The 20,740-nt window shown below is 28.4% G+C and carries 25 protein-coding genes and 1 pseudogene; 19 read left to right on the forward strand and 7 right to left on the reverse strand.

Annotated elements, in window-relative coordinates:
• Window positions 1–209 precede the first annotated feature (209 nt).
• Window positions 210–854 (reverse strand): polysaccharide deacetylase family protein, encoded by a 645-nt coding sequence (locus tag L3B98_RS27935; protein ID WP_238919100.1) that lies wholly within the window; start codon window positions 852–854, stop codon window positions 210–212.
• 487 nt (window positions 855–1,341) lie between these two features.
• Between L3B98_RS27935 and L3B98_RS27940 the strand changes: the two genes are divergently transcribed.
• Window positions 1,342–1,479 carry a hypothetical protein gene (locus L3B98_RS27940; RefSeq protein ID WP_238919101.1) on the forward strand — a complete coding sequence of 46 codons (138 nt, stop codon included), beginning with the start codon at window positions 1,342–1,344 and terminating at the stop codon, window positions 1,477–1,479.
• A gap of 63 nt (window positions 1,480–1,542) precedes the next feature.
• Window positions 1,543–1,848 (forward strand): carboxymuconolactone decarboxylase family protein, encoded by a 306-nt coding sequence (locus L3B98_RS27945; protein WP_238919102.1) that lies wholly within the window; start codon window positions 1,543–1,545, stop codon window positions 1,846–1,848.
• A 216-nt stretch (window positions 1,849–2,064) separates the two neighbouring features.
• Here L3B98_RS27945 and L3B98_RS27950 read toward each other — a convergent pair whose 3' ends face one another.
• Window positions 2,065–2,277, reverse strand: a complete 213-nt coding sequence (locus L3B98_RS27950) for a hypothetical protein (protein WP_238919103.1) — start codon at window positions 2,275–2,277, stop codon at window positions 2,065–2,067.
• A 352-nt stretch (window positions 2,278–2,629) separates the two neighbouring features.
• Between L3B98_RS27950 and L3B98_RS27955 the strand changes: the two genes are divergently transcribed.
• From L3B98_RS27955 to L3B98_RS28000, 10 genes are all read left to right on the forward strand, one after another.
• Complete coding sequence (locus tag L3B98_RS27955) at window positions 2,630–3,529, forward strand: alpha/beta hydrolase (protein ID WP_238919104.1); 900 nt, start codon at window positions 2,630–2,632, stop codon at window positions 3,527–3,529.
• A gap of 267 nt (window positions 3,530–3,796) precedes the next feature.
• A complete protein-coding gene (locus tag L3B98_RS27960) occupies window positions 3,797–4,843 on the forward strand; it encodes a galactose ABC transporter substrate-binding protein (RefSeq protein WP_238919105.1) in 1,047 nt (348 codons plus the stop codon).
• A gap of 166 nt (window positions 4,844–5,009) precedes the next feature.
• Window positions 5,010–5,402: a VOC family protein gene (locus L3B98_RS27965; protein WP_238919106.1), complete on the forward strand. Its 393-nt coding sequence runs from the start codon at window positions 5,010–5,012 to the stop codon at window positions 5,400–5,402.
• A gap of 213 nt (window positions 5,403–5,615) precedes the next feature.
• Window positions 5,616–6,866 carry a hypothetical protein gene (locus L3B98_RS27970; RefSeq protein WP_238919107.1) on the forward strand — a complete coding sequence of 417 codons (1,251 nt, stop codon included), beginning with the start codon at window positions 5,616–5,618 and terminating at the stop codon, window positions 6,864–6,866.
• Window positions 6,867–7,369: 503 nt separating this feature from the next.
• Window positions 7,370–7,801 carry a GNAT family N-acetyltransferase gene (locus L3B98_RS27975; protein WP_238919108.1) on the forward strand — a complete coding sequence of 144 codons (432 nt, stop codon included), beginning with the start codon at window positions 7,370–7,372 and terminating at the stop codon, window positions 7,799–7,801.
• Window positions 7,798–8,223: a transporter gene (locus L3B98_RS27980; RefSeq protein ID WP_238919109.1), complete on the forward strand. Its 426-nt coding sequence runs from the start codon at window positions 7,798–7,800 to the stop codon at window positions 8,221–8,223. The genes L3B98_RS27975 and L3B98_RS27980 overlap by 4 nt, the downstream gene beginning before the upstream one ends.
• 153 nt (window positions 8,224–8,376) lie before the next feature.
• Window positions 8,377–9,120, forward strand: a complete 744-nt coding sequence (locus tag L3B98_RS27985) for a PIG-L family deacetylase (RefSeq protein ID WP_238919110.1) — start codon at window positions 8,377–8,379, stop codon at window positions 9,118–9,120.
• Between the two features lie 115 nt (window positions 9,121–9,235).
• Entirely contained in the window at window positions 9,236–9,517 is a 282-nt protein-coding gene (locus L3B98_RS27990; RefSeq protein WP_238919111.1) for a hypothetical protein, read from the forward strand.
• Window positions 9,518–9,651: 134 nt separating this feature from the next.
• Window positions 9,652–10,509 carry an ABC transporter substrate-binding protein gene (locus L3B98_RS27995; RefSeq protein ID WP_238919112.1) on the forward strand — a complete coding sequence of 286 codons (858 nt, stop codon included), beginning with the start codon at window positions 9,652–9,654 and terminating at the stop codon, window positions 10,507–10,509.
• A 63-nt stretch (window positions 10,510–10,572) separates the two neighbouring features.
• Window positions 10,573–10,884, forward strand: a complete 312-nt coding sequence (locus L3B98_RS28000; protein WP_238919113.1) for a hypothetical protein — start codon at window positions 10,573–10,575, stop codon at window positions 10,882–10,884.
• On the opposite strand, the gene L3B98_RS28005 is transcribed toward L3B98_RS28000, so the two are convergent.
• On the reverse strand, window positions 10,862–11,002 hold the full coding sequence (locus L3B98_RS28005) for a zinc ribbon-containing protein (RefSeq protein WP_238919114.1): 141 nt from the start codon (window positions 11,000–11,002) through the stop codon (window positions 10,862–10,864). The genes L3B98_RS28000 and L3B98_RS28005 overlap by 23 nt on opposite strands.
• A 36-nt stretch (window positions 11,003–11,038) precedes the next feature.
• On the opposite strand from L3B98_RS28005, the gene L3B98_RS28010 reads away from it, so the two are divergent.
• Both L3B98_RS28010 and L3B98_RS28015 read left to right on the forward strand, forming a co-directional pair.
• The gene (locus tag L3B98_RS28010) at window positions 11,039–11,233 is read left to right on the forward strand and encodes a helix-turn-helix transcriptional regulator (protein ID WP_238919115.1); all 195 of its coding nucleotides are present in this window, start codon (window positions 11,039–11,041) and stop codon (window positions 11,231–11,233) included.
• Between the two features lie 307 nt (window positions 11,234–11,540).
• Window positions 11,541–12,068, forward strand: coding sequence for a GNAT family N-acetyltransferase (locus tag L3B98_RS28015; RefSeq protein WP_238919116.1), 528 nt, complete (start codon window positions 11,541–11,543; stop codon window positions 12,066–12,068).
• 252 nt (window positions 12,069–12,320) lie between these two features.
• Here L3B98_RS28015 and L3B98_RS28020 read toward each other — a convergent pair.
• From L3B98_RS28020 to L3B98_RS28030, 3 genes and pseudogenes are all read right to left on the reverse strand, one after another.
• Window positions 12,321–12,512: pseudogene (locus tag L3B98_RS28020) on the reverse strand (manganese catalase family protein); the annotation flags it as partial.
• Between the two features lie 15 nt (window positions 12,513–12,527).
• On the reverse strand, window positions 12,528–12,779 hold the full coding sequence (locus L3B98_RS28025; RefSeq protein ID WP_015393250.1) for a spore coat protein CotJB: 252 nt from the start codon (window positions 12,777–12,779) through the stop codon (window positions 12,528–12,530).
• A gap of 5 nt (window positions 12,780–12,784) precedes the next feature.
• On the reverse strand, window positions 12,785–13,033 hold the full coding sequence (locus L3B98_RS28030) for a spore coat associated protein CotJA (RefSeq protein ID WP_015393251.1): 249 nt from the start codon (window positions 13,031–13,033) through the stop codon (window positions 12,785–12,787).
• A gap of 656 nt (window positions 13,034–13,689) precedes the next feature.
• On the opposite strand from L3B98_RS28030, the gene L3B98_RS28035 reads away from it, so the two are divergent.
• Window positions 13,690–14,094: a carboxymuconolactone decarboxylase family protein gene (locus L3B98_RS28035; protein ID WP_238919117.1), complete on the forward strand. Its 405-nt coding sequence runs from the start codon at window positions 13,690–13,692 to the stop codon at window positions 14,092–14,094.
• A gap of 397 nt (window positions 14,095–14,491) precedes the next feature.
• Here L3B98_RS28035 and L3B98_RS28040 read toward each other — a convergent pair whose 3' ends face one another.
• Window positions 14,492–15,868, reverse strand: a complete 1,377-nt coding sequence (locus L3B98_RS28040) for a DUF2334 domain-containing protein (RefSeq protein ID WP_238919118.1) — start codon at window positions 15,866–15,868, stop codon at window positions 14,492–14,494.
• 327 nt (window positions 15,869–16,195) lie between these two features.
• On the opposite strand from L3B98_RS28040, the gene L3B98_RS28045 reads away from it, so the two are divergent.
• The 4 genes from L3B98_RS28045 (at window position 16,196) to L3B98_RS28060 (ending at window position 20,185) form a co-directional block, all read left to right on the forward strand.
• On the forward strand, window positions 16,196–17,086 hold the full coding sequence (locus L3B98_RS28045; RefSeq protein WP_238919119.1) for an NUDIX hydrolase: 891 nt from the start codon (window positions 16,196–16,198) through the stop codon (window positions 17,084–17,086).
• A 37-nt stretch (window positions 17,087–17,123) separates the two neighbouring features.
• Complete coding sequence (locus L3B98_RS28050; RefSeq protein WP_238919120.1) at window positions 17,124–17,924, forward strand: ribose-phosphate pyrophosphokinase; 801 nt, start codon at window positions 17,124–17,126, stop codon at window positions 17,922–17,924.
• A gap of 222 nt (window positions 17,925–18,146) precedes the next feature.
• Entirely contained in the window at window positions 18,147–18,686 is a 540-nt protein-coding gene (locus L3B98_RS28055; RefSeq protein ID WP_238919121.1) for an isochorismatase family cysteine hydrolase, read from the forward strand.
• A 29-nt stretch (window positions 18,687–18,715) separates the two neighbouring features.
• Window positions 18,716–20,185 (forward strand): nicotinate phosphoribosyltransferase, encoded by a 1,470-nt coding sequence (locus L3B98_RS28060; RefSeq protein ID WP_238919122.1) that lies wholly within the window; start codon window positions 18,716–18,718, stop codon window positions 20,183–20,185.
• Window positions 20,186–20,740 lie beyond the last annotated feature (555 nt).

Genomic DNA, 20,740 nt, shown 5'->3' on the forward strand with positions numbered 1-20,740 from the left:
CCGTATGTGGTGAAAGTCACAAGTACGGTTCTTAGGGGGGAAAGAAACCGAGAGGTTTCCGACCTACCCGACAATGGGGCAAGCTCCTACAAAGAGGAGCCTGTAAACCTGAATGATATTGTGGTTTAAAGATGTTTTTTAGGGACTTGTTGATTCTCACAAAATGATTTTACACTTAAAATAATTGGTTAATTTATTTTTCATCCATATTAATATCCTGTTGTAAGTTTTCTTGAGAAAACGGCTATTGAGTCACCGTTAGCAATTATAATACGTGGTAATTTATACTTATTGTTGTCAGATGAACTTAAACCTCCGCTTACTGTAAAACCACCTTTACAACCTAGATTCTGAAGAATTGAGGTTGTGGTTGAATTATAATTTCCATAAGGGTATGCAACGGAACTAGGAGCATTGTTTGTTATTGATTTAATCTTTATATTTGCATTATTTATAGCTGAGTATTGAGTATTCCAGTCTGAAGTAAGTGATTGATGGTTGGTGGTATGATTTTCTACATCAATCCCATTAGCTGATAATGTTTGCAATTGAGCGCTTGTAAGATGACCGCCAGTGTTTATCCAGTCAGGAACAGCAAATTGAGTTGCTTTAAAACCATATTGTTTCAAAACAGGGTATACATTTGTATAGAAATCGCTTGTACTATCATCGAAGGTAAGCAATACAGGCTTTGTTGGGGGACTAGAGGTTCCATTTAGTATACTGTAATATTGATTAAGGGACAGAGTTGTATAACCATTGTTCTTCAGATAAGCCATGTCGTTCTTAAATTCTGTAAGACTAAATTGATATGTGCCACTTGGATTTGGTGTAACAACATGATAAAGGAGCACAGGAATTTTGGTTGTTGAATTAGCAAAAGCAACCACGTTTGTAGAAGCTAAAATAAATAGAGAAAGAATAATAGTAACTAATTTTTTCATTAAAATCTTCCTTTCTTAAATTAAATTATGATTAAAGTGCAAAAAATATTTTGTGCAAAATAAGTAAAATTCTATATACAGTATAACATACTTTTATGTAAATTAATACATTATAAGGTAAAAAAATACTTTAAGATGGGTTACGAATATAAAGCAAAGGAAATTAAATAATAGTGTTAAATGTTTAAAAGATACATCTGCATTTACAGGTTGGTCATTTAGAAAGATTAGACGTAATTTTTTATTTTATTTCGTGACTTTACTTTTTTTATTGCATCTATATATATGAAGAGGTTATAACGATATAATTTTTAATTTTGTAAAAATATAATTTTACAAAATGTAATAAAAAATTATCGGAATGGCACTTTATAATATTGTAAAGAAGGTGAAAAGTATGAATTCATTACATGAACTTACTAATATCAGTAAGGTGATTGAAGAAAAGCTTATTGAACTTGGCGTATATACCCCTATAATTCTCGAAGACATTAGAAGGAGCAATATAAGGGAAAAGATTACATTATTTGCCTAATGACAAAAAACAGGAATTAAAAATATTTTATAAAAAACTGTAAGATTTAAGGAGAAGATAATTATGAGTATTAGTAATTCATTTATGACATTTGCAAAGGAAGCACCAGAACAACAAAAGGCATGGGGCGAACTTATTAGTAAATTAGATAATGCATGCAAACTGGATAAAAAAACGGAGGCGCTTGCTTATTTAGCGGTATTAGCTTCTGCTAGACTTGAAAGTGGAATACCATTTCATGTAAAACAAGCTAAGTATTTAGGTGCTTCAAGGGAAGAAATTATAAGCAGCATTTTAGTTGGACTTCCTGCTGTAGGAAATGTTGTTATTCAGGCTTTACCTATTGCATTATCTGCGTTTGATGAATAGTATTTTTAAGTTATGAATCAATAAAATTAAATAACAAATTATAAAATCGCATTATTCACGAAATGAATTTGCGATTTTTTAATGCGCAATTCTAATACATGATGCAAAAAACTTCAATAAAGTAATACAGTAAAAAAGTGTTTAAGTTCTGATTGTTAATTTAAATAAAAAAATTTGAACCTACAAATTAATATTATAGGCTCAAAATCATTAGTTTTAATATTCACATACTGTATATCTTTGGTGGCAAATAGTGCACATGTAGGTATGACAACCATTATGAACATATAGTTCTACCCAATTATGTTCATGTGTAGCATTAACAATTTTTGTTGGTTGATTAGTTTCTGTCGCATAAGCAAAAGTTGGCATACCTACAAAATAGAGTAGTAACATCGATAAAGTTACGCTTAAGAATTTATTTTTCATTTATATCGCCTCCTATTAATTACCAATCACATTCCGTTTTTATACATAAATCAAGTTATCTTTAAAAATATATTAAATGAAAGGCGTCAGTAATATACATCATGTAAAAAGTGTGTAGTAAGTAATAAAATAATGTTCTTTGAAAATTGAATAATGCGCTGTTTACAAAATATGTTATAATTCATTCATAATAGTATCATATTGTGCTCAACAGTTTCTTAAAAAAATATTAAGGTAAATTATTCAAAAAGTTTTATGGATTATTTAAATTTAAATTCATGTATTATAACAATTTTAGCCTAAAGCGAACTCACGAGCAAGATATGGCAAACAAAAATAAGGAGTAGATAGTATGGAGAGTATACAGAGTAAGATTCTGAAGACTATGCTGCGTATTGTTAAACTAAAAAAAATGTGGGAAGTAACTGGTGATGAATTAAGAAAGAATATAGAAAAAAAACAATTATCAGAAAGCCATGAACCTCCTAAAAAAGTACAAAGAAATTTTAATATCAGCAAAAAGGATATAAATGGTTATTGTTGCTATATAATCAAACCACTGAACGATGTGGGCAAAAAACATATACTTTATCTTCATGGAGGAGGTTTTGTCTATGAAATTATGAGCCTTCATTGGGAATTTATCGGTAAACTCGTAGAATCTCTACAATGCACAATAACTGTTCCAATTTATCCTTTAGCACCGAAACATCAGTACCAAGAAGTTTTTGACATGATTGTTCCAATCTATCAACAGATTATTTCAGATACTAAATTTGAAGATGTTGTAATTATGGGTGATTCAACAGGTGGAGGACTGGGATTTTCTCTAGCACAACTTTTAAAAGAAATAAATTTGCCACAACCTGGAAATATAATTCTCATAACACCTACACTAGATGTGTCGTTCAGTAATCCAGAAATACATGACATGGAGAGGCTTGACCCAGTATCGGCAGTACCTGCATTGAGTGATATAGTTAAGTGGTATAGCGGGGATAAAGGCTCAAAGCATTACCTAATTAGCCCTATTTATGGTAACTTTGAAGGACTCGGTAAAATTAGTTTGTTCATAGGAACACATGATATATTGTATCCTGATGCCAAAAGGTTCAAGAATATGGCAGATGAAAAGGGAGTAAAAATAGGTTATTATGAATATCCTTCCATGATCCATATTTGGCCATTGCATTTCTTTCCTGAATCACAGAAAGCAACTCAACAGATTATTGATATTATAAAGTCGTCATAAATGTAAAAAAACAATGTAACAATATATGTTGATAATTCACAATCTTCTTATTTGACATAGTAACACTATAAAATTCTTTCTTCAGTTAACATTGAGCAGTTAGGAATGATATTAAATTGCAGTCTCTAAAAATATACGTAACCAATTTATCAAAGATTAGTACTAAGCATTATTAAAATCTATATATCTTTTTATTAATGAACATACTAAAAAGTATAAATTGCTACTATGAATTATGTTTTATGATAATTGTGAGGAGGACTTAAAGTGAAATCATTAAAAAGAGTAATGGCGTTTATTCTATTTTTTGTTATGATATATACTTCACTAACATGCTGTAGTTTGAAAATAACAAATGCTAGCTCAAATATTACTACAAGGAGAACTATTAATATAGGTGTATTACTCTATAGTTTTGATGATCTATATACGTCAATAATAAAGAAAACTTTAGAAGATATTCAAATGAAAAATGAGGATAAAGTAAAATTTACTTTTTATGATGGAAAAGATAACCAATCTATTCAAGAGGCTACTATTAATAACATATTTAAAACTGGCAATGTTGACATTTTATTAGTGGATTTAGTAAATAGAAGCGTAGAATCAGTAAAAAATGTTCTTGATAAAGCAAAAGCACTTGGAATTCCAGTAGTTTTTAATTACCTAGAACCTAGAACAGAAGATGTTATTAAATCTTATAATAAAGCTTTTGTTGTAGACGCAGATAATAAGCAAGGAGGAGATTTGCAAGGAAAGATTATTATTGATATATGGAATGCTAATAAATCAAGTATAGATAAAAATAATGATAACATATTACAATATATTATGCTACGTGGTTCTGACCAAAATATCAGGCCACAATATGCTCTTGCGGCAATTAATACAAAAATAAAAACAGAACCACTTCAAATAGTAAATGCTAATTTTAATAAGGAATTTGCTAAAGATGCAATTAATTCTTTATTCCTAAAATATGATGGCAAAATAGAAGCAATAATTGCAGATAATGATGCTATGGCAATAGGGGCTGTTGAGGCATTACAGACATATGGATATAACACAGGTGATCTTTCTAAAACTATTGTAGTTGTAGGGATTGACGGAATGCCAGAAGCCATTGAATTAATTAATAAAGGGGAGATGGAAGGTACAGTTAGTCAAGATCCCCGAGATACAGCCGAAGCTCTTTACACTGTGGGAATGAACTTGTTTTCTAATAAAACACCTACAGAAGGTACAAATTATAAGTTAGATAAAATGGGTGTCACAATTTTGCTTCCATACCAAGAGTATACGGCAGAAAAGTAGTACACAATTCTACTACATGATGCAAAACTTCAATAAAGTAATACAGTAAAAACGTATTTAAGTTTGAATAATGTACTATTTACAATTTATGTTATAATTAATTCATAATAATAGAGTATAAATTTAAGATTATATATATTTTTTGAACAGGAGGGGATTTGTTTATATGGGGATACTGTCTAACAGCGTACATACGGGTTTATTTGTTGAAGATATTGAAAAGATGGTGACGTTTTATAGGGATATCTTGGGCTTTGAAACAGATTGGGATGGAGGATCGTTTGTAAATTTCAAAGTGAAAGACGGAGGATTGTTTATGTTTGACAGGAAACAATTTGCTGAGGCAATGAACCAACCTTATCATCCACCAATGGGATTTAATCTAACAATGCAAATAGGCATAGGTGTTAAGACTAAAGATGATGTTGATAGAGAATATGAACGGCTAACGGCACTTGGGGTTAAATCACTCACAGGAGAGCCAGTTACACAACCTTGGGGACAAAGAAATTTTTGGATTGCTGATCCTGAAGGTAATTACATTGAAATTGGTTGCTGAACTTATGAAGTACTCGAATATGCTATAATTAATACAGAATAGTAAATGCGTACTAACTACTGAATTTTAATTTACGAACAATGTTCGTTGATAATTAAACAATACGTCATTGGTATATTTTTATAAATCATAAATTTTAATAAAGATTTAATGATATTATCTAAGAACTATTACAGCACTAATTGCAATTCTTATACTTGGAGGGATGTTTGGTTGGGTACTTTATATAAAACAGTAGATTCACTCTTAAATAAATCTATATTACGGAAATATAAATTTGGCTTTACTGGGGAGGCATATATTGATTCAAGTGAATTTAAAATAGAGTATAACATGTATTTGCCTATATTAAAAAAATATTTCAGCGTCAAAAAACCGTTTTATTGTAACAGAAATAATTCTTATTATTCAGAGGATTTAGATGAAACAATAGATTTATTAAGAGCAATACTTATAGATGCACCTAGTATTCTAAATTCTGAAATGCTATATAATAAGAAACAATTTGTTATTTTTTCGCTTACACAACATATGCTTTCATGTATAGCAAAATTAATTGGTATAGTATTTTCTTATAATACTTTGAAAAATAGTTATTATGAATTACTAAAAGGCTACCTTTCAAGATTTACTGACTATTTAGTGCAGATTATATTTGATGAGGACTTTTATGATTTTCCTAAATTATATTTTGGATTTATTGATAATTTATTAATAGATATGAAGAAACTTAATATTGCTAGTGTCCGGGAATATTCAGAAATGGATAACATTCTTGTTATGACTACTGCCTTTTTTGCGTTATGTGACTATATAGGAGTAAATGATATAATAATCTCTCCATTGCAAGGAGCTGCTTTGATACCACCTTTTTATATTTCTATGCTAAACTATATGAATGCTACAAAAAAAGATTTTAGTAAAATATCCTATGAATATGTTAGGTATTCTAGATATGATACTTCTCATTTTTGTCAAGAATCTTTATCTGAACAAGTTTATCATTTAAGTACTAAGTACCCTGCTGTTTCAAAAATTATATTGATAGATGATAATACAGGCACAGCAATTACTATTAAAACAATAAAGAATGAATTGCTAAGATACTTTACAAATATAACGACATGTGTCTTAGAATATTATTGGGAAGCAAAATTATATAAAGCTGACACCTATCCTGCATTTCAACTAGATGATATTGATTTAATAACCCCTTTATGTTATAGATATTTTAAAATACTTGATGAGCAAATAGAATATATAAAAAATCTAAAAGAAATTCATACTAGATATAGTCAAGGTTCATTTAATAAATTGAGTATGATTTATAATGAGATAGATTATAGTCAATATATATCAAAAAGCAGTATAGATGAATTGTGCAAATTAAGAATTTTAAACATATATGAAAGATTTAAGCATTTAGATGATATAATGGCTGATTATCATTGTAGGAATATTTAAAATATATTTTGTAAATAGAGCTTACCATTTCTTTATTTATCAAATATACATTACAAACCGAATTATTGTCCAGAATGCTGCATTATTCAAAGTCAATTTTTCAGTATTTTTTAGTTTGGAATGTTCTTAAATCATGAATTAATAAAATTAAATAAAAATTGTAAAATCGTATTATTCAAGAAATTGAATTTGCAATTTTTTTAGTGCGTCATTCTAATAACGGATGCAGATCTGTTGTATGCAATTTAGAAATGAAGTTGTAAATTACTATTATATATTATGATTAATATATAATAGTAATTTAACAAGAAATATACAAATTATAATTTATCATTGACTTCTAAGAATTTGTTAGATATAATTTGTATGAAATTAAATAAGAGCTTATGCTTTCATCACCGGGTGATTGTATTATAAGGCATCCAAAAGCCAACCGTAGGTACGGTGTGTTTTCACACTATAAGGTTAGCTTTTGGGTGCCTTTTATTTTGGAGGAGGCAAAAATGACAATTAAAGAGTATAACTATTTACCAGAAGAAGCTAAAAAAATAAGAAGCGAGGTGTTTGTAAAAGAGCAAGGATTTGTTGAAGAGTTTGATGAAATTGATGGTATTGCTAAGCATATGGTTATATATGAAAGCGAACAGCCAATATCAACATGCAGAATTTACTTCAATAGTGAAAAACAATCATTTGTCATAGGAAGAATCGCTGTCGTAAAGGAATGGAGGGGGAAAAATATTGGGGCGAAAATAATAAATGTTGCAGAAGAGAATATAAAAAGAGATGGTGGAAAAAGTGTAATGTTGTCAGCACAAGTACGAGTTGCAGAGTTTTATGAAAAGCAAGGGTACAAAAAGCAAGGAAAAGCATATTTGGATGAGGATTGTCCGCATATTTGGATGAAAAAGAATTTGGGGGATATGGGTAAATGAATATAAATTATCTCATGCCACTTCTTGTTGTAATCATATGTAATGTTTGCTATCACTTGATTAGTAAAAATATTTCAGGTACTACTAATACATTTATTGCTCTGTTTATAACATATGGAGTTGCTTGTTTAATAAGTGCTTTCGGATTTCTAGTTACTTCAAAAAACTATTTTATTACGGAAGTTACAAAAGTCAATGTATCAAATGTTCTATTAGGATTAGTTGTGGTTGGAATTGAAGGTGGATATATTCTTATGTATCGCAGTGGTTGGGAAATAAGTAAAGGCTCACTGATAGTAAATATGTGTGTAGCAATCATTCTTCTAATTGTTGGTATACTGGTGTTTAGGGATGGAATCACAATAAAGAAAGTAATTGGTGTTGTTCTATGTATTATTGGAATTTTATTTATTAATAAATAGACAGATAACTTCCAATTTATCGTTGAGGTAATTCAGAATATGTAAAATTGACGTAGCAAAATATAAAAAATGTTCTTTGAAAATTGAATAATACCCATTGGAATAATATGGTATAATGTTGATAAGAATTCAATAAAGGAGTTGTGTAGTATAATGATGAAGAATCAATCTATTTTACTTATATATGCTCATCCAGATGATGAAACAGTTTTTACTGGGGGAACTATACCTAAATATGTAGCTAATGGTGTAGATGTCTATTTAGTATCTGCTACAAGAGGAGAATGTGGTAAAACATCTGGTCTGTGTACTCAAGAACAACTTGCTATTACACGTGAAGAAGAATTAAGAAAAGTTGCCCAAATACTGGGGATTAAAGAAGTAGATTTTCTTGGATATACAGATAAAAATCTAAATAAAGTTAATAAAATAGAAATAACTCATAGAATTGCAAATATTATACGTAATATTTGCCCTAAAGTAATTATTACATTTGGTCCTGATGGTGCTACGGGACATGAAGATCATAAAGCTATACATGATTTTGCGGTTGAGGCTGTAGAGATAGCTGGAAATGAAAGAGTCTTTGAATTGAAAAATAAGCCGTTCAAAGTACCAAGAGTGTATTACGTGTCTCTTATTCAAAAGATAAGAGACAATTGGGGAATTAGAGAAAAAGCACCTGAGCCTGATACAATAATAAATTTTAGATCATTTTCAAGTGTAAAATTGAAGGCTTTAAAATGTCATAGAACTCAAGCGCTAACCATAAATAAGTTTTTAAATCTAAGCGATGAAATATTGCCTTGTTTTCTTGAACAGGAAACTTTTAAGTTAGCAAAAGAGTATAGCTTAATTAAAAGCACAGGTGGAGAAGACTTAATCAGTGAAAATTGAAATATTAGCAGCTTACATTAAAAATAAAGATTATAATTAATTGGAATGCCGTATTATTCAAAGTTGGATTTGCGGCATTTCTTGTTGCGCAATACTAGTATGGGAGGGATAAAGAATGGGCAGATCATATGGAAGTATAGAAATTAAAGATATATCTCAAAAGCAGGTTGAAGAGTTTTACGAATTTTTACAAGGTGAAGTTCCTGAAAAACTTAACATGAAAAGACCACCTCATTTATCAGGACAAATTGCTTTTAGGATTATATATTATTTGCAAGAAATAATGGAGATTCTACGAGATAAATTTGAAAGATGTGCATCATGTGGAAGAATATATAATTCAGAAGAAGAAGGGAGTTCTAAGACTTCACATTGTGATTATTATAGAAGAGATTAGTTAATACAGAATACTAAAAAAATATTATAGGTATTTTTATCAAAAATCTTCTTAAAATAATGCTATAAAACAATTTGTGGTTGAATAATGATTTAATACTTTTAACAGGGTAATGATTTGGGAGGATATTATTTATGAAAAAAAATTATAGAAAAATAATAATTTTAGTACTTCTGATTACAATTTGTATTGGATTATGTAAAATATGTAGTGCTGAAATCACTAACAACCCAATCCCAAATAATATCTCAAACAAAGATAGACTGGAAAATATAAAAGAAAAAGGAGTATTAACTGTTTTAACAACTGATCTTCCTCCATTTTCTTTTCTAGATACCAAAACTAATAAAGAAACTGGAATATATATAGATATAATAAATAACATTGCAGAACAATTAGGTGTTAAAACAGAATTCAAAGTAGTCCCATTTTCAGATTTAGTTAAAACCTTAAATACTGATGATAGCATAGATGTAATAGTTACTGGACTTACCATTATAGATGAACGTAAAAAATTAGTAAGTTTTACTGTTCCATTATCTAAAAGTTCAGAGGTTATCGTTACACCTAAAGTTTCATTAATAAATTTTAAAGAAGATTTAAAGAATGTAGTTGTTGGAGTGCAAAGAGGAACCGTTCATGTAAATTATGCAGAAGATTGGAAAAGAGAAGGCAAAATAAAAGATTATATACTTTTTGATAGCATTTCCCAATTGTTATCAGCGGTGAATGCAGGGAAAATGGCTGCTGCAATAGCAGACTCCACTGTTACAGATTACACAATACGTAGAGATAATCTATATTTAAAAATAATAAAGCCATATACACCAGAATACCCTAAATTTGTAGCAATAGCAGTAAGAAAAAGTGATATTAGTTTATTAAATGAATTAAATAAACTAATTAATAATATGAAAAATTTTAAAGTTATCGATAAAATTTTTGAAAAATATGGATTAGGTGATGAATATTCAGTTGGCAAAGGACAATAGAGGTACCGCCAACATTTCTAGATTAACTATACTAAAATGGTGAGAATTGAGAGGTGATAGAAAATGAATGATTTTATATTTAATAGAATTGATTTTAATTGTGATATGGTTCAAAAGGGAAAGCCATGTTCATGTGAACCAATCCAAGATAGATATGTTGATGGCTCAATTGAGATAATTAATAATTTCAAATTAAAATCATATGTTGAAGAGCTTTCATTAGGATGGAAAACCGTATGGATTTATAAAGATGAATATATGCTGGAAGTTATAAAAAAGCTTCCAGAACAACCAAAAACAATTTTTGAACATTGGATTTTAGGAAAAGCTTTTGGTTATTCTGATGAAGCTATCAAGAACTTTTTACAAAGTTAGTTGCATTGCATTTAGGACAAGGTGATAATGTGTCTGTAGTATCATCTAAGCGTACTAATTGACCACATTTAGTACATTTATATGTACCTTTACCTGGTTTTTCTCCTGTTGATGGCATATATATCACCTCCTTTTATACAACAATAGTTCGATATTGTTTTACCAAAATCCTTTAATTATTAAAAATAATTTATCTACAAAAAAATTAGCAGAGGTAGCTGGATGCAGTTCCAGAGCTATTGAGTATTGGGAAAGTGGTAAAAGAAAAATAAGCCTAGAAAATGCAGATAAGATTTTTAAAGCATTAGAGAAAACACTTACTATTGGTGTTAAAAATAACGAACAATAGTGCGTAATTCTATGAACGGATGCAGATCTATTTTATATAGTAAAAAAATGTTCTTTTAATAAATCAGAATTTGTCGTTGCTTTTTTGTTTGTATATGATATAATAATTTTGTTTCATCAGAGGACTTGTAATCAAAAGATTATTTAAGTGGGATAGGATCCGAAAAGATCTTGTCCCACTTTTTTCATTACAATATACTATCTTAACAACAACGCTGATTGTATTTTGCTGTGTTTATTACCAAAATAGAATTAGTACAACAGGATATAACTCAATGAAAATTAGAAGAAAAGGAGATAATTATTAAATGCATTTGAAAACAGATAGATTGATAATTCGTGATTTTGAGAAAAAAGATACTGAGGGGTTATATGAATACCTTAAGAACCCACCTGTACATTGTTTTATGAGTGAAAAATTAAATTCACTTGATGAAGCAGAGAAAGAAGTTGAGCGAAGAGGCAAAGAAGGTGAACATTTTGCTGTTTGCTTGGCTGATACAGATTCAATTATTGGGGATCTTTTTGCCATAAAAGAGGAGCCTGATACATATAGCCTCGGATGGAATTTTAACTTAAGACACGGCAAGAGCGGTTATGCAACTGAAGCCGCAAAAGCATTAATCGGTTACCTCTTTAATAACGATGCGAGGAGAATATATGCTTATGCTGAAGATGATAATATTCCATCCCAAAAGCTTTGTGAACGACTTGGAATGAGACAAGAAGGATTCTTTATTGAATTTATATCTTTCGTGAACAACCCAGATGGAACTCCGCATTATGAAAATACTTACCAATATGCCATTCTGAAAAGAGAGTGGATGGAGACATAAATTTCAATTTAGCGTTGAAATAATTTTGAATAATATTAAATAGTACATTAATGAAATTAAAGACTAAGTAAAAAATATGGTGAATAGAAAGCAGGTTATCTCTGATTTTTATTCACCATTTAGCAATTATTATTTAGAATACTTATTGAATTTATCAATGTATTAATGATAAAATTATAAAAATTAGTTATGTTCGTTTTTTCCTTTTTTCAATATTTACGGATATAGTTTTTACCTTTACGCCACCGTTGCATCAGTGCCTATATCTGTTAACAAACCTTTTGATTTACCTGTTGGCATTGTATAACGTTGGTCTAAATATCTAAGTGCTGCACTTAATTCACCATCAGGTCCGCCATATTGTGTTATTAAATATTTAGCCATATTAAGATCCTTACATTTAAGATTTACTGGATATTCTAGAGTTTTTACATAATACCACATAAACTTGTATTCCTCCTATTCACATGTTTCCCATGGCCATGGTTTATCTACCCAAGCTTTTGGATTTTCAACAAATGCTGAACCAAAATTAGTTAATGGGCCAAATTCTTTTTCATAATCGCTTATTAAAGCAGTTAACTTACAAGATACTTTATTATAATCTTCCATAGCATTTTTATCATTTGGGAAATTATCAAGGTACAAGTTAAGTTCTACAGCACAAAATTGATACACTCGTATGCTATTTAATGCTTCCTTTTGATTCATATATATCACCTCTCAACCTTAATCTTTTTATATTCATAATTTTGAACATAATTATGATGCTCGTGATCATGGTGATGATATGGTTTATATAGATCTTTAAAAATAGTTCCTTTCAAAAATCCTTCTTTACAAGAATATAAATGTTCATATTCTTGAGGTAATATATATGCTTTAGCATATTCTTTATCAGATTTCTTTGAATATTCTTTTGAATACTCTTTGGATTCGCACATACAATCGTCATGTCTGTACATTAAGGTTATCTCCTTCGTTTGCTTCTTACTAATAAATATCCTATGCTTATAATAAATAAATGTGATAAATTTTGGATTTAAAAGTAATAACTTGTCAATAAATTTTGCTCTATCTCTTTTGGCATTTTTTTCAATGCTCTTGAAATACATCAAAGAATTAAAAGCTATTTCAAGAATATCATAGGTATTTATTTTAATTTTATAATTGAAGGTATAAAATGTTGGGGCGTTACAATTATTATCAGTTAAGACATAAACCAAAATGTTTTTCTTAATAGGATTAGCAATCTAATATTCTTTTACTTTAAATTGCTCATATAGGTTCAATTTCTTGACATAATAAGTCCTATTTACCGTATCTTATAATTCTGAGCAATTATATTTAGCAACAATTTTCGTCTGATAAAGAAAGAGAGAGGTTAATTTAAAATAGCTGAGTGGCATTAATGGAATAAGATTTTATAAAGCACCACAGAATACCAGATTGTGGAAGTACGAATCCTAGAAGAGCAACTAAAACTACTGTAGCTGAAGCAGAAAGAGAAGGTTATGGACGTTGTCGTCTATGTTGGTAAAATGGTGAAAGAGATTTACTTGTTCTAAAACTTCTTGCATGGTATCCCAAAGTTGCAATAAGCTCAGGTATTCTTGAATCAATGGTGGCACATGGAAAAGGTGATTTTAATAAACGTATTTTAAAGCTTTTAAGAATTCAAACTTCCATAAGCGTATCTTGCCAATTTTGTATTGATATGAATTCCTTTGAATATGAAGAAAATGGAATAACCCAGGAAGAAATGTATTGTCTTACAGGAAAGTATAATATTAATGACGTATCAACATTTAATATTAGAGAAAAATTAGTAATAGGGTATGCAAAAATGATATCTCAAACTCCAATTAAAATACCAAAAGAGTTAATGGAGAAATTAAAACTTAACTTTACTGAACGAGAATTTGTTATTATGGCAAATACTATAGCTCAGGTTAACTACTGGGCTAGACTTATACAAGCTTTAGGTGTACCACCAACAGGTTTTTCAGATAAATGTGATATATAAATTATTGAAGGCATATTTTATTATTGGCAGCTCACATAAAATAAGGCACAAGAAATTGGTTTGATTTTTTCCTGTGCCTTATTTTAGAGCTTATAGTTAGTTTGAAGTATTATTAAAATAACAATTATCCAAGCCTCTAGAACCTTATTTAAACTTTCTTCCATTGATTTCTAGTGTGAGTTGCTCATGTCTCAATAATAAACCATTTTAATATAGAAAAGTGTATTAATTGTAGAATAAAAGTACATATAGATATCAAATTTAATAATCAAACTTATAAATGTATCTGATTTCGGTAAGTTTTGCATAAGTATGATTCTAGATTTGAATATCTATAATTAGTACACAATTCAAATTACAACTTATACTAAAATTTAGGCATAAATATTGAAATGAATTATTTTTCTATAAGTTCATCAATATGAAGAGTTGTGTAATTATTCGATTTTAAAGTTTTAACTATTTGTTGCAATGGTGAATTTTCATTGTACATAATATTTAATTTGTTATTGTTAGTATTAAAATCTATATATTTTAATTCAAGAAATGGATGGTAATATAAACTATGTAGTATATTAGGGTTTTCATCATTAAGTCCATTTATTATTGGAGCAGGATCTGAATTATGAACATATCCTAGAGGTGTTGGAACAAATAAATGGTGGTCATCTGAGTCATATACATTGTTTTTTGTACTATCAAAAGGCTCATATATAAATTGAAAATAATTTTCGATAACTTTTTTTTGAAGATCAGTTTCTCCATAATGGGGACTTTCAAAATATGAAATTGGAATATTTAAAGCGCTAGCAGTATCAATTCCATTTTCAATTAAAGCTTGTACTTCGGGAACAGTATTATTCACATCTTTAGTCAATTCATTACCAGGTCCGCTCTTTTCATCATCATGTTGATGAGTATATCCATGAAGGCCAATTTCAGCACCTTTGTTTATCAAATAATCTAAGAGATTAACAAATCCAACATTCTCAATATTATTATTTGTTAGTAAATCATTATCAATATTATTGTCGGGATCTTTAAATCTAGGAATCCAGCTAACATGAAATTTCATGCCTTGTGAGTAAAGAAGATTAGCCATACATTTAATTTTAGTTTGATTTTGATCAACAGAATAATTACCACCACATCCGAAATCCTCTAATCTAATTAAAGCAACTTTATTACTATATGATATTGAAGCAGGCTCTGGAGCAGCTGCTGTATTATTAAGTAGACTAATATTATTATTTTTAAAATCAAAAACAGCAACTAAATTAAAAATTTCTTCTATGTCTGATATTGAAATATAATTAGTTCCATCCTTATTTATTAAATTTCCACGTAAACTTGCGGTTACAGAATTTTTTGTATAAGATTTTTCAGTTAAAGAAATATTATTGTTTGTATTAGATATTATAAAGCCACTATCTTGAGTTTTAAGAGTAAAGTTAAGCTTACTGCAAATAAAATCAAGTGGTATATAATATCTTTGGGATTTAAGTAACATAGGAATATTTTTGATATTGGCTTCATTTAAAATATTCAATTTTATATCATTAACTTTTGTTATAGGCCTGTCTTCAAATTTTATATTGGGAATATAATTGCTTTTAAATGTAGTATTAGGTAGTGAACTTGCATAAACAGCATTGTTTATAACAGTAATATTCCTATCTATATATTTATAATAAAAAAGTGGCTGAGCAAATATAAATATTGATAATAATATTGTTGATATAAAGATAATTAGTAATTTCTTTTTCTTTTTCATGATGTTTCTCCTTTGTTGTATAAAATCTTTTCGTGTAACATTTTAGTACAAGTTTGTGTCAAATAATTGTCAACTTTGGAAATATACATTGAATTGCAGGTATATTTATAGTAAAAAAGTCAAATTAGGGCTAACTTATGAAAATTTAAAAGATAAATAAAAATCAAATAGTTTGTTGATAAAATATTTTTAATTAATACTATAAAAAATGAAATAACACTATTTACAAATAGGAAATTTTGGAGTAATATTAATACATAAATTCAAATTGATATTATCTGATTGAACTTATTGGATTTATTTATTGAAGATAATGAGGTGTTTTAATTGAAAAAGAAACTTTCAAATAAAGAAGAAGAATTTTTAAATAAATATGATGTAAATATATATGAGCATCCAAGTGTAACAAATGATGTAATAATATTTACAACTGATGATAAGTTGGAGAAAAATTCAAGAAAAGTTCCTAAAAAGGGAATGCAAGTACTTTTAGTAAGAAGAGAAGATTATCCTTTTAAAGATAAATTTGCAATTCCAGGAGGCTTTGTGAATATCAATGAGAGCCTAGAAGAAGGAGCCCTTAGAAAGTTGAAAGAAGAAACTGGAATAGATAATGTATATACAGAACAGTTATATACATTTGGAGATCTAAATAGAGATCCAAGAACAAGAGTAATTAGTGTAGGGAATATAGCCTTAATATCAAAGGATAAAATTGATTTTCAAAAGGAAGAAAAAAATTTTAAATCAGAATGGTTCTGGATAGAAAAAAACCTCATTGAAAGTCAAGAAGAAGAAAAATACCTATTAAATAGATATTTATTAAAGCTTGAAAGTGAGGATGAAAAACACATAATTATTTATGAAGTAAGAGAGAAAATAGAAAAAAGCATAAGTAAGAAAAAAGAATTAAGTTATTCACTCATTGAAGATAGTAATGAAGAATTAGCCTTTGACCATTATAAAATATTAGATTACTCATTAGATAGAATCAGAAATAAAATTGAGTATACTCCAATTGCTTTAAATCTTTTGCCAAGATTATTTACAGTTAAAGAACTTCAAAATGTATATGAAGCAATAATGGGAAGAGAAATTTTAAACTTTAGAAGAAAAATGGGAGATATGATTATTGAAACAGATGAAATCCTTGAAGGAAGGCCTTTTAGACCTGCTAAAATGTTTAAATTTAATGAGAATTTCGTACATGAATTTTAACTTATAATAGAGATTGTAATTTTAAGGGGGAAGAAAAATGATTTATTTAAATAATGCAAAGGTTAATATTACACGATTTCCTAATGGAGAAAGTCTTATAAACAGTGAAGATTTACAGATAAATAAAGAAATAAATACATTAAAGCTTAAGTTTGAAAATGATTCTGATATAACACATTTAATCTTTATCAAAGGACATTTGGATGAGTTAAATGTTAAATGCAGACTTATTATTGGCTATATGCCTTACAGCAGAATGGATAGAACCGAAGGCATGACAGTTTTTACTTTAAAACATTTATGCAGATTAATAAATAATTTAAAGTTTGAAGAAGTACTAATTTTTGAGCCACATTCTGATGTATGTGTTGCATTACTTGATAGAGTAAAAGTAGTTAATATGTCCAAAGATTTAGCAACTACTGCATTAGAGAAAATCAGTGATAATAATGAACCAATATATATAGTTTATCCTGATTCAGGTGCAGCTAAGAGATATGGAAAGCAAATTATCTATGATAAGATTTTGACAGCTAATAAGGAAAGAGATTTTAAAACTGGCCGTATTAAAAAACTTGAACTGTGTGGAACTATAGAAGCGAAAAGTTTTAAATCTTTAATTGTAGATGATTTATGTTCAAAAGGTGGAACTTTTATGCTAACAGCAGAAAAACTCAAAGAGTTAGGAGCAAGTGATATATATTTAGCAGTAACTCATTGTGAAGATACAATTTTTGATGGAGAAATTTTAAATGGAACTTTAATTAGTAAGGTATTTACAACAAATAGTATATTATCAAAAGCACATGAGAAAATTGAAGTTACTAATATTATTTAGTGAATATTAGACTTTTAGAATTTAGGAACTTTAGAATTTAAGAATTTTCTTATAGAATGCGGGCTAATTAAATATTATTTCGAATTCTATATGATTCAAAAATTTTTGTTGAAAATTTACAAATATCCAAAGGAAATAAAAATTCAGCTATTATTGAGTGTTGAGCATTGGCAATTGCAATATAAATGGGTATAGAAAAAGTTTAGAATGGAGGAGATTTTTATGAAAAAATTATTAGTTGTAATAGATTATCAAAAAGATTTTGTTGATGGAGCATTAGGCTTTAAGAAAGCTGAAACTTTAGAAGATGGCATTTACAAAAAGGTCAAAGAATATTTAGCAGATGGTCATAAGGTATTATTTACTTATGATACTCATTTTGAAAATTATTTAGAAACAAGAGAAGGAAAAAATCTACCTGTGCCCCATTGTTATATAAATACAGAAGGACATAAACTTTATGGAAAATTGAAAGATTTTGTTGATATTCCAAACACATTACACTGTAATAAAAATGCTTTTGGAATAGCCCCAAAAGATATGCTTAAAATAGCATCAGAACTTGGAGATGACATTGATGAAATAGAGTTTGTAGGCGTTGTAACAAATATGTGTGTTATAAGCAATGTTATAACTTTTCAATCTCAATATATAAATGCAAATCTATCTGTTGATGGAACTCTTTGTGCAAGCTTTGATGATAGCTTGCATGATAAGGCTTTAGATGTGATTGAAGCACTTAGTGTTAAGGTTATTAGATAATAGAATTGAGAATGAAGGGAAGAGAAAAAATGATAGATCCATTATTACTAACAGATTTTTATAAAACAATACATCATATGTGTTATGCGCCTGGTTTAACAAAGCTTGTAAGTTATTGGACACCTAGAATGTCTAGAAAAGAAAATATGGATAAGGTTGTCATGTTTGGCCTTCAATCATTTATAAAAAAGTATATGATTGAATATTTTAACGATAATTTCTTCAAAATTCCTAAAGAAGAAATATTAAATGAATATAAAAGAGTTATTTCAAATACTATGGGAGCAATTGCTGCAGATACAACACACATAGAAAAATTGCATGATTTAGGTTATTTACCTATACAAATAAAAGCAGTTCAAGAAGGAACAAGAGTAAATATAAAAACACCAATGATTGAAATTACTAATACTCATGAGGAATTTGCTTGGTTAGTCAATTATTTAGAAACCTTTATGAGTTGTAATATATGGCAGCCTATGACAAGCGCAACTATTGCCTATAGATATAGAGAGATAATTGAAAAATATTTTGATTTAACTGTTGAAAATGGTGCTGTTACAAAAGCTTGTGGTGATTTTAGCATGAGAGGCTTTAGTTCCATTGAAAGTGCCCAAACTAGCAGTGCAGGGCATTTGCTTTCTTTCACAGGAACAGCAACAATTTCATCAATACTTTATTTAGAAAAATATTATAATTGTAATATAGAAAATGAAATTGTTGGCCTAGGAACTCCATCAACTGAACACAGTGTAATGTGTACCTATGGTACAGATGAACTTAAGGCATATAAAAGATTAATTACTGAAGTATTCCCAAGTGGTGTTCTTAGCATAGTTTCTGATACCTATGATTATTGGAATCTAATTACGAATATTCTACCGATATTAAAAGAAGATATATTAAATAGAGATGGGAAAATTGTAATTAGAGGGGATAGTGGAGATCCAGTAAAAATAATTTGTGGTGATAATGAAGCGCCTATAGACAGTCCTGCTTTTAAAGGAACTGTTGAATTATTATGGGATATTTTTGGAGGAGAAATCAATTCTAAAGGCTATAAAGTTCTAAATTCTCATATAGGTACAATTTATGGTGACAGTATTACTGTTGAAAGATGTGAAGAAATCTGCAAGATGCTTACTGAAAAAGGTTTTGCAGTAAGTAACTGTATTTTTGGTATTGGTTCTTACACTTATCAATACAATACAAGAGATACCTTTGGCTTTGCTTTAAAAGCAACTCATGCAATAATAAATGGAGAAGAAAAATTTATATTTAAAGACCCTAAAACTGATACTGGTAATTTTAAGAAGTCACAAAAGGGAATGTGCTACGTTTATAAAGATGGAGCGAATATCCTTTATAAAGACGAGCTTAACATAAAAGAACAAGAAGAATTAAGTGATAATCTATTAGAGATTGTCTTTAAAGATGGAAAATTAATTAAGGATTATTCTCTTAAAGAAATTAGAAATAAACTTCATAGAGTTTTTTAAATTAATATAAAACAATATATACTGGCAGCCAATTCGCTTTAAATTTGATTGGCTGCTATTTTTTATGGTTATTTTAGGCCTTGATTTAGTTTATGATTTATTACCATTTAAATATTTATTGATGATTATTTTTTATTATTAAAATTACTATTGTCCTCTTTATCTTCCTTATGCTTATTAGTATTACTCTTACTATTTTTATTCTTATTATATTGAGAACTCATCTTATCACCACCTTGCCATAAATCTATTATTAACTTAAAAATTTTAAGTTATTCATCAATATAAATGATATATTTTCAATTCATTAGACATAATTGCTCTTTTGTATATTGTTATTTTAATAATTAAAACCTATAATTTTCTTAAAGAACATATTACCAATATATTACATCATCTTATATATAGCTTTTAGTTTCATTAGTACTAAATATAGATATCCAATTTAAGAATAAAACTTATAAATGGAATATACCTGCATCATTGAGAAATTATAATCGAACACTACACTAGAAATTAGATACATATTTGTGCAAGCGGCATATGAAATTAAGC

It is taken from the genome of Clostridium sp. YIM B02555 (assembly GCF_022320955.1).
In the GTDB taxonomy this organism is placed as follows: Bacteria; Bacillota; Clostridia; order Clostridiales; family Clostridiaceae; genus Clostridium; species Clostridium saccharoperbutylacetonicum.

Coding starts and splice junctions, on each gene's coding strand:
- L3B98_RS27940 (WP_238919101.1), top strand. CDS start 1,342: ATGAATTCATTACATGAACTTACTAATATCAGTAAGGTGATTGAAGAA.
- L3B98_RS27945 (WP_238919102.1), top strand. CDS start 1,543: ATGAGTATTAGTAATTCATTTATGACATTTGCAAAGGAAGCACCAGAA.
- L3B98_RS27950 (WP_238919103.1), bottom strand. CDS start 2,277: ATGAAAAATAAATTCTTAAGCGTAACTTTATCGATGTTACTACTCTAT.
- L3B98_RS27955 (WP_238919104.1), top strand. CDS start 2,630: ATGGAGAGTATACAGAGTAAGATTCTGAAGACTATGCTGCGTATTGTT.
- L3B98_RS27965 (WP_238919106.1), top strand. CDS start 5,010: ATGGGGATACTGTCTAACAGCGTACATACGGGTTTATTTGTTGAAGAT.
- L3B98_RS27975 (WP_238919108.1), top strand. CDS start 7,370: ATGACAATTAAAGAGTATAACTATTTACCAGAAGAAGCTAAAAAAATA.
- L3B98_RS27980 (WP_238919109.1), top strand. CDS start 7,798: ATGAATATAAATTATCTCATGCCACTTCTTGTTGTAATCATATGTAAT.
- L3B98_RS27985 (WP_238919110.1), top strand. CDS start 8,377: ATGATGAAGAATCAATCTATTTTACTTATATATGCTCATCCAGATGAT.
- L3B98_RS27990 (WP_238919111.1), top strand. CDS start 9,236: ATGGGCAGATCATATGGAAGTATAGAAATTAAAGATATATCTCAAAAG.
- L3B98_RS27995 (WP_238919112.1), top strand. CDS start 9,652: ATGAAAAAAAATTATAGAAAAATAATAATTTTAGTACTTCTGATTACA.
- L3B98_RS28000 (WP_238919113.1), top strand. CDS start 10,573: ATGAATGATTTTATATTTAATAGAATTGATTTTAATTGTGATATGGTT.
- L3B98_RS28005 (WP_238919114.1), bottom strand. CDS start 11,002: ATGCCATCAACAGGAGAAAAACCAGGTAAAGGTACATATAAATGTACT.
- L3B98_RS28015 (WP_238919116.1), top strand. CDS start 11,541: ATGCATTTGAAAACAGATAGATTGATAATTCGTGATTTTGAGAAAAAA.
- L3B98_RS28025 (WP_015393250.1), bottom strand. CDS start 12,779: ATGAATCAAAAGGAAGCATTAAATAGCATACGAGTGTATCAATTTTGT.
- L3B98_RS28030 (WP_015393251.1), bottom strand. CDS start 13,033: ATGTACAGACATGACGATTGTATGTGCGAATCCAAAGAGTATTCAAAA.
- L3B98_RS28035 (WP_238919117.1), top strand. CDS start 13,690: ATGGTGGCACATGGAAAAGGTGATTTTAATAAACGTATTTTAAAGCTT.
- L3B98_RS28040 (WP_238919118.1), bottom strand. CDS start 15,868: ATGAAAAAGAAAAAGAAATTACTAATTATCTTTATATCAACAATATTA.
- L3B98_RS28050 (WP_238919120.1), top strand. CDS start 17,124: ATGATTTATTTAAATAATGCAAAGGTTAATATTACACGATTTCCTAAT.
- L3B98_RS28055 (WP_238919121.1), top strand. CDS start 18,147: ATGAAAAAATTATTAGTTGTAATAGATTATCAAAAAGATTTTGTTGAT.
- L3B98_RS28060 (WP_238919122.1), top strand. CDS start 18,716: ATGATAGATCCATTATTACTAACAGATTTTTATAAAACAATACATCAT.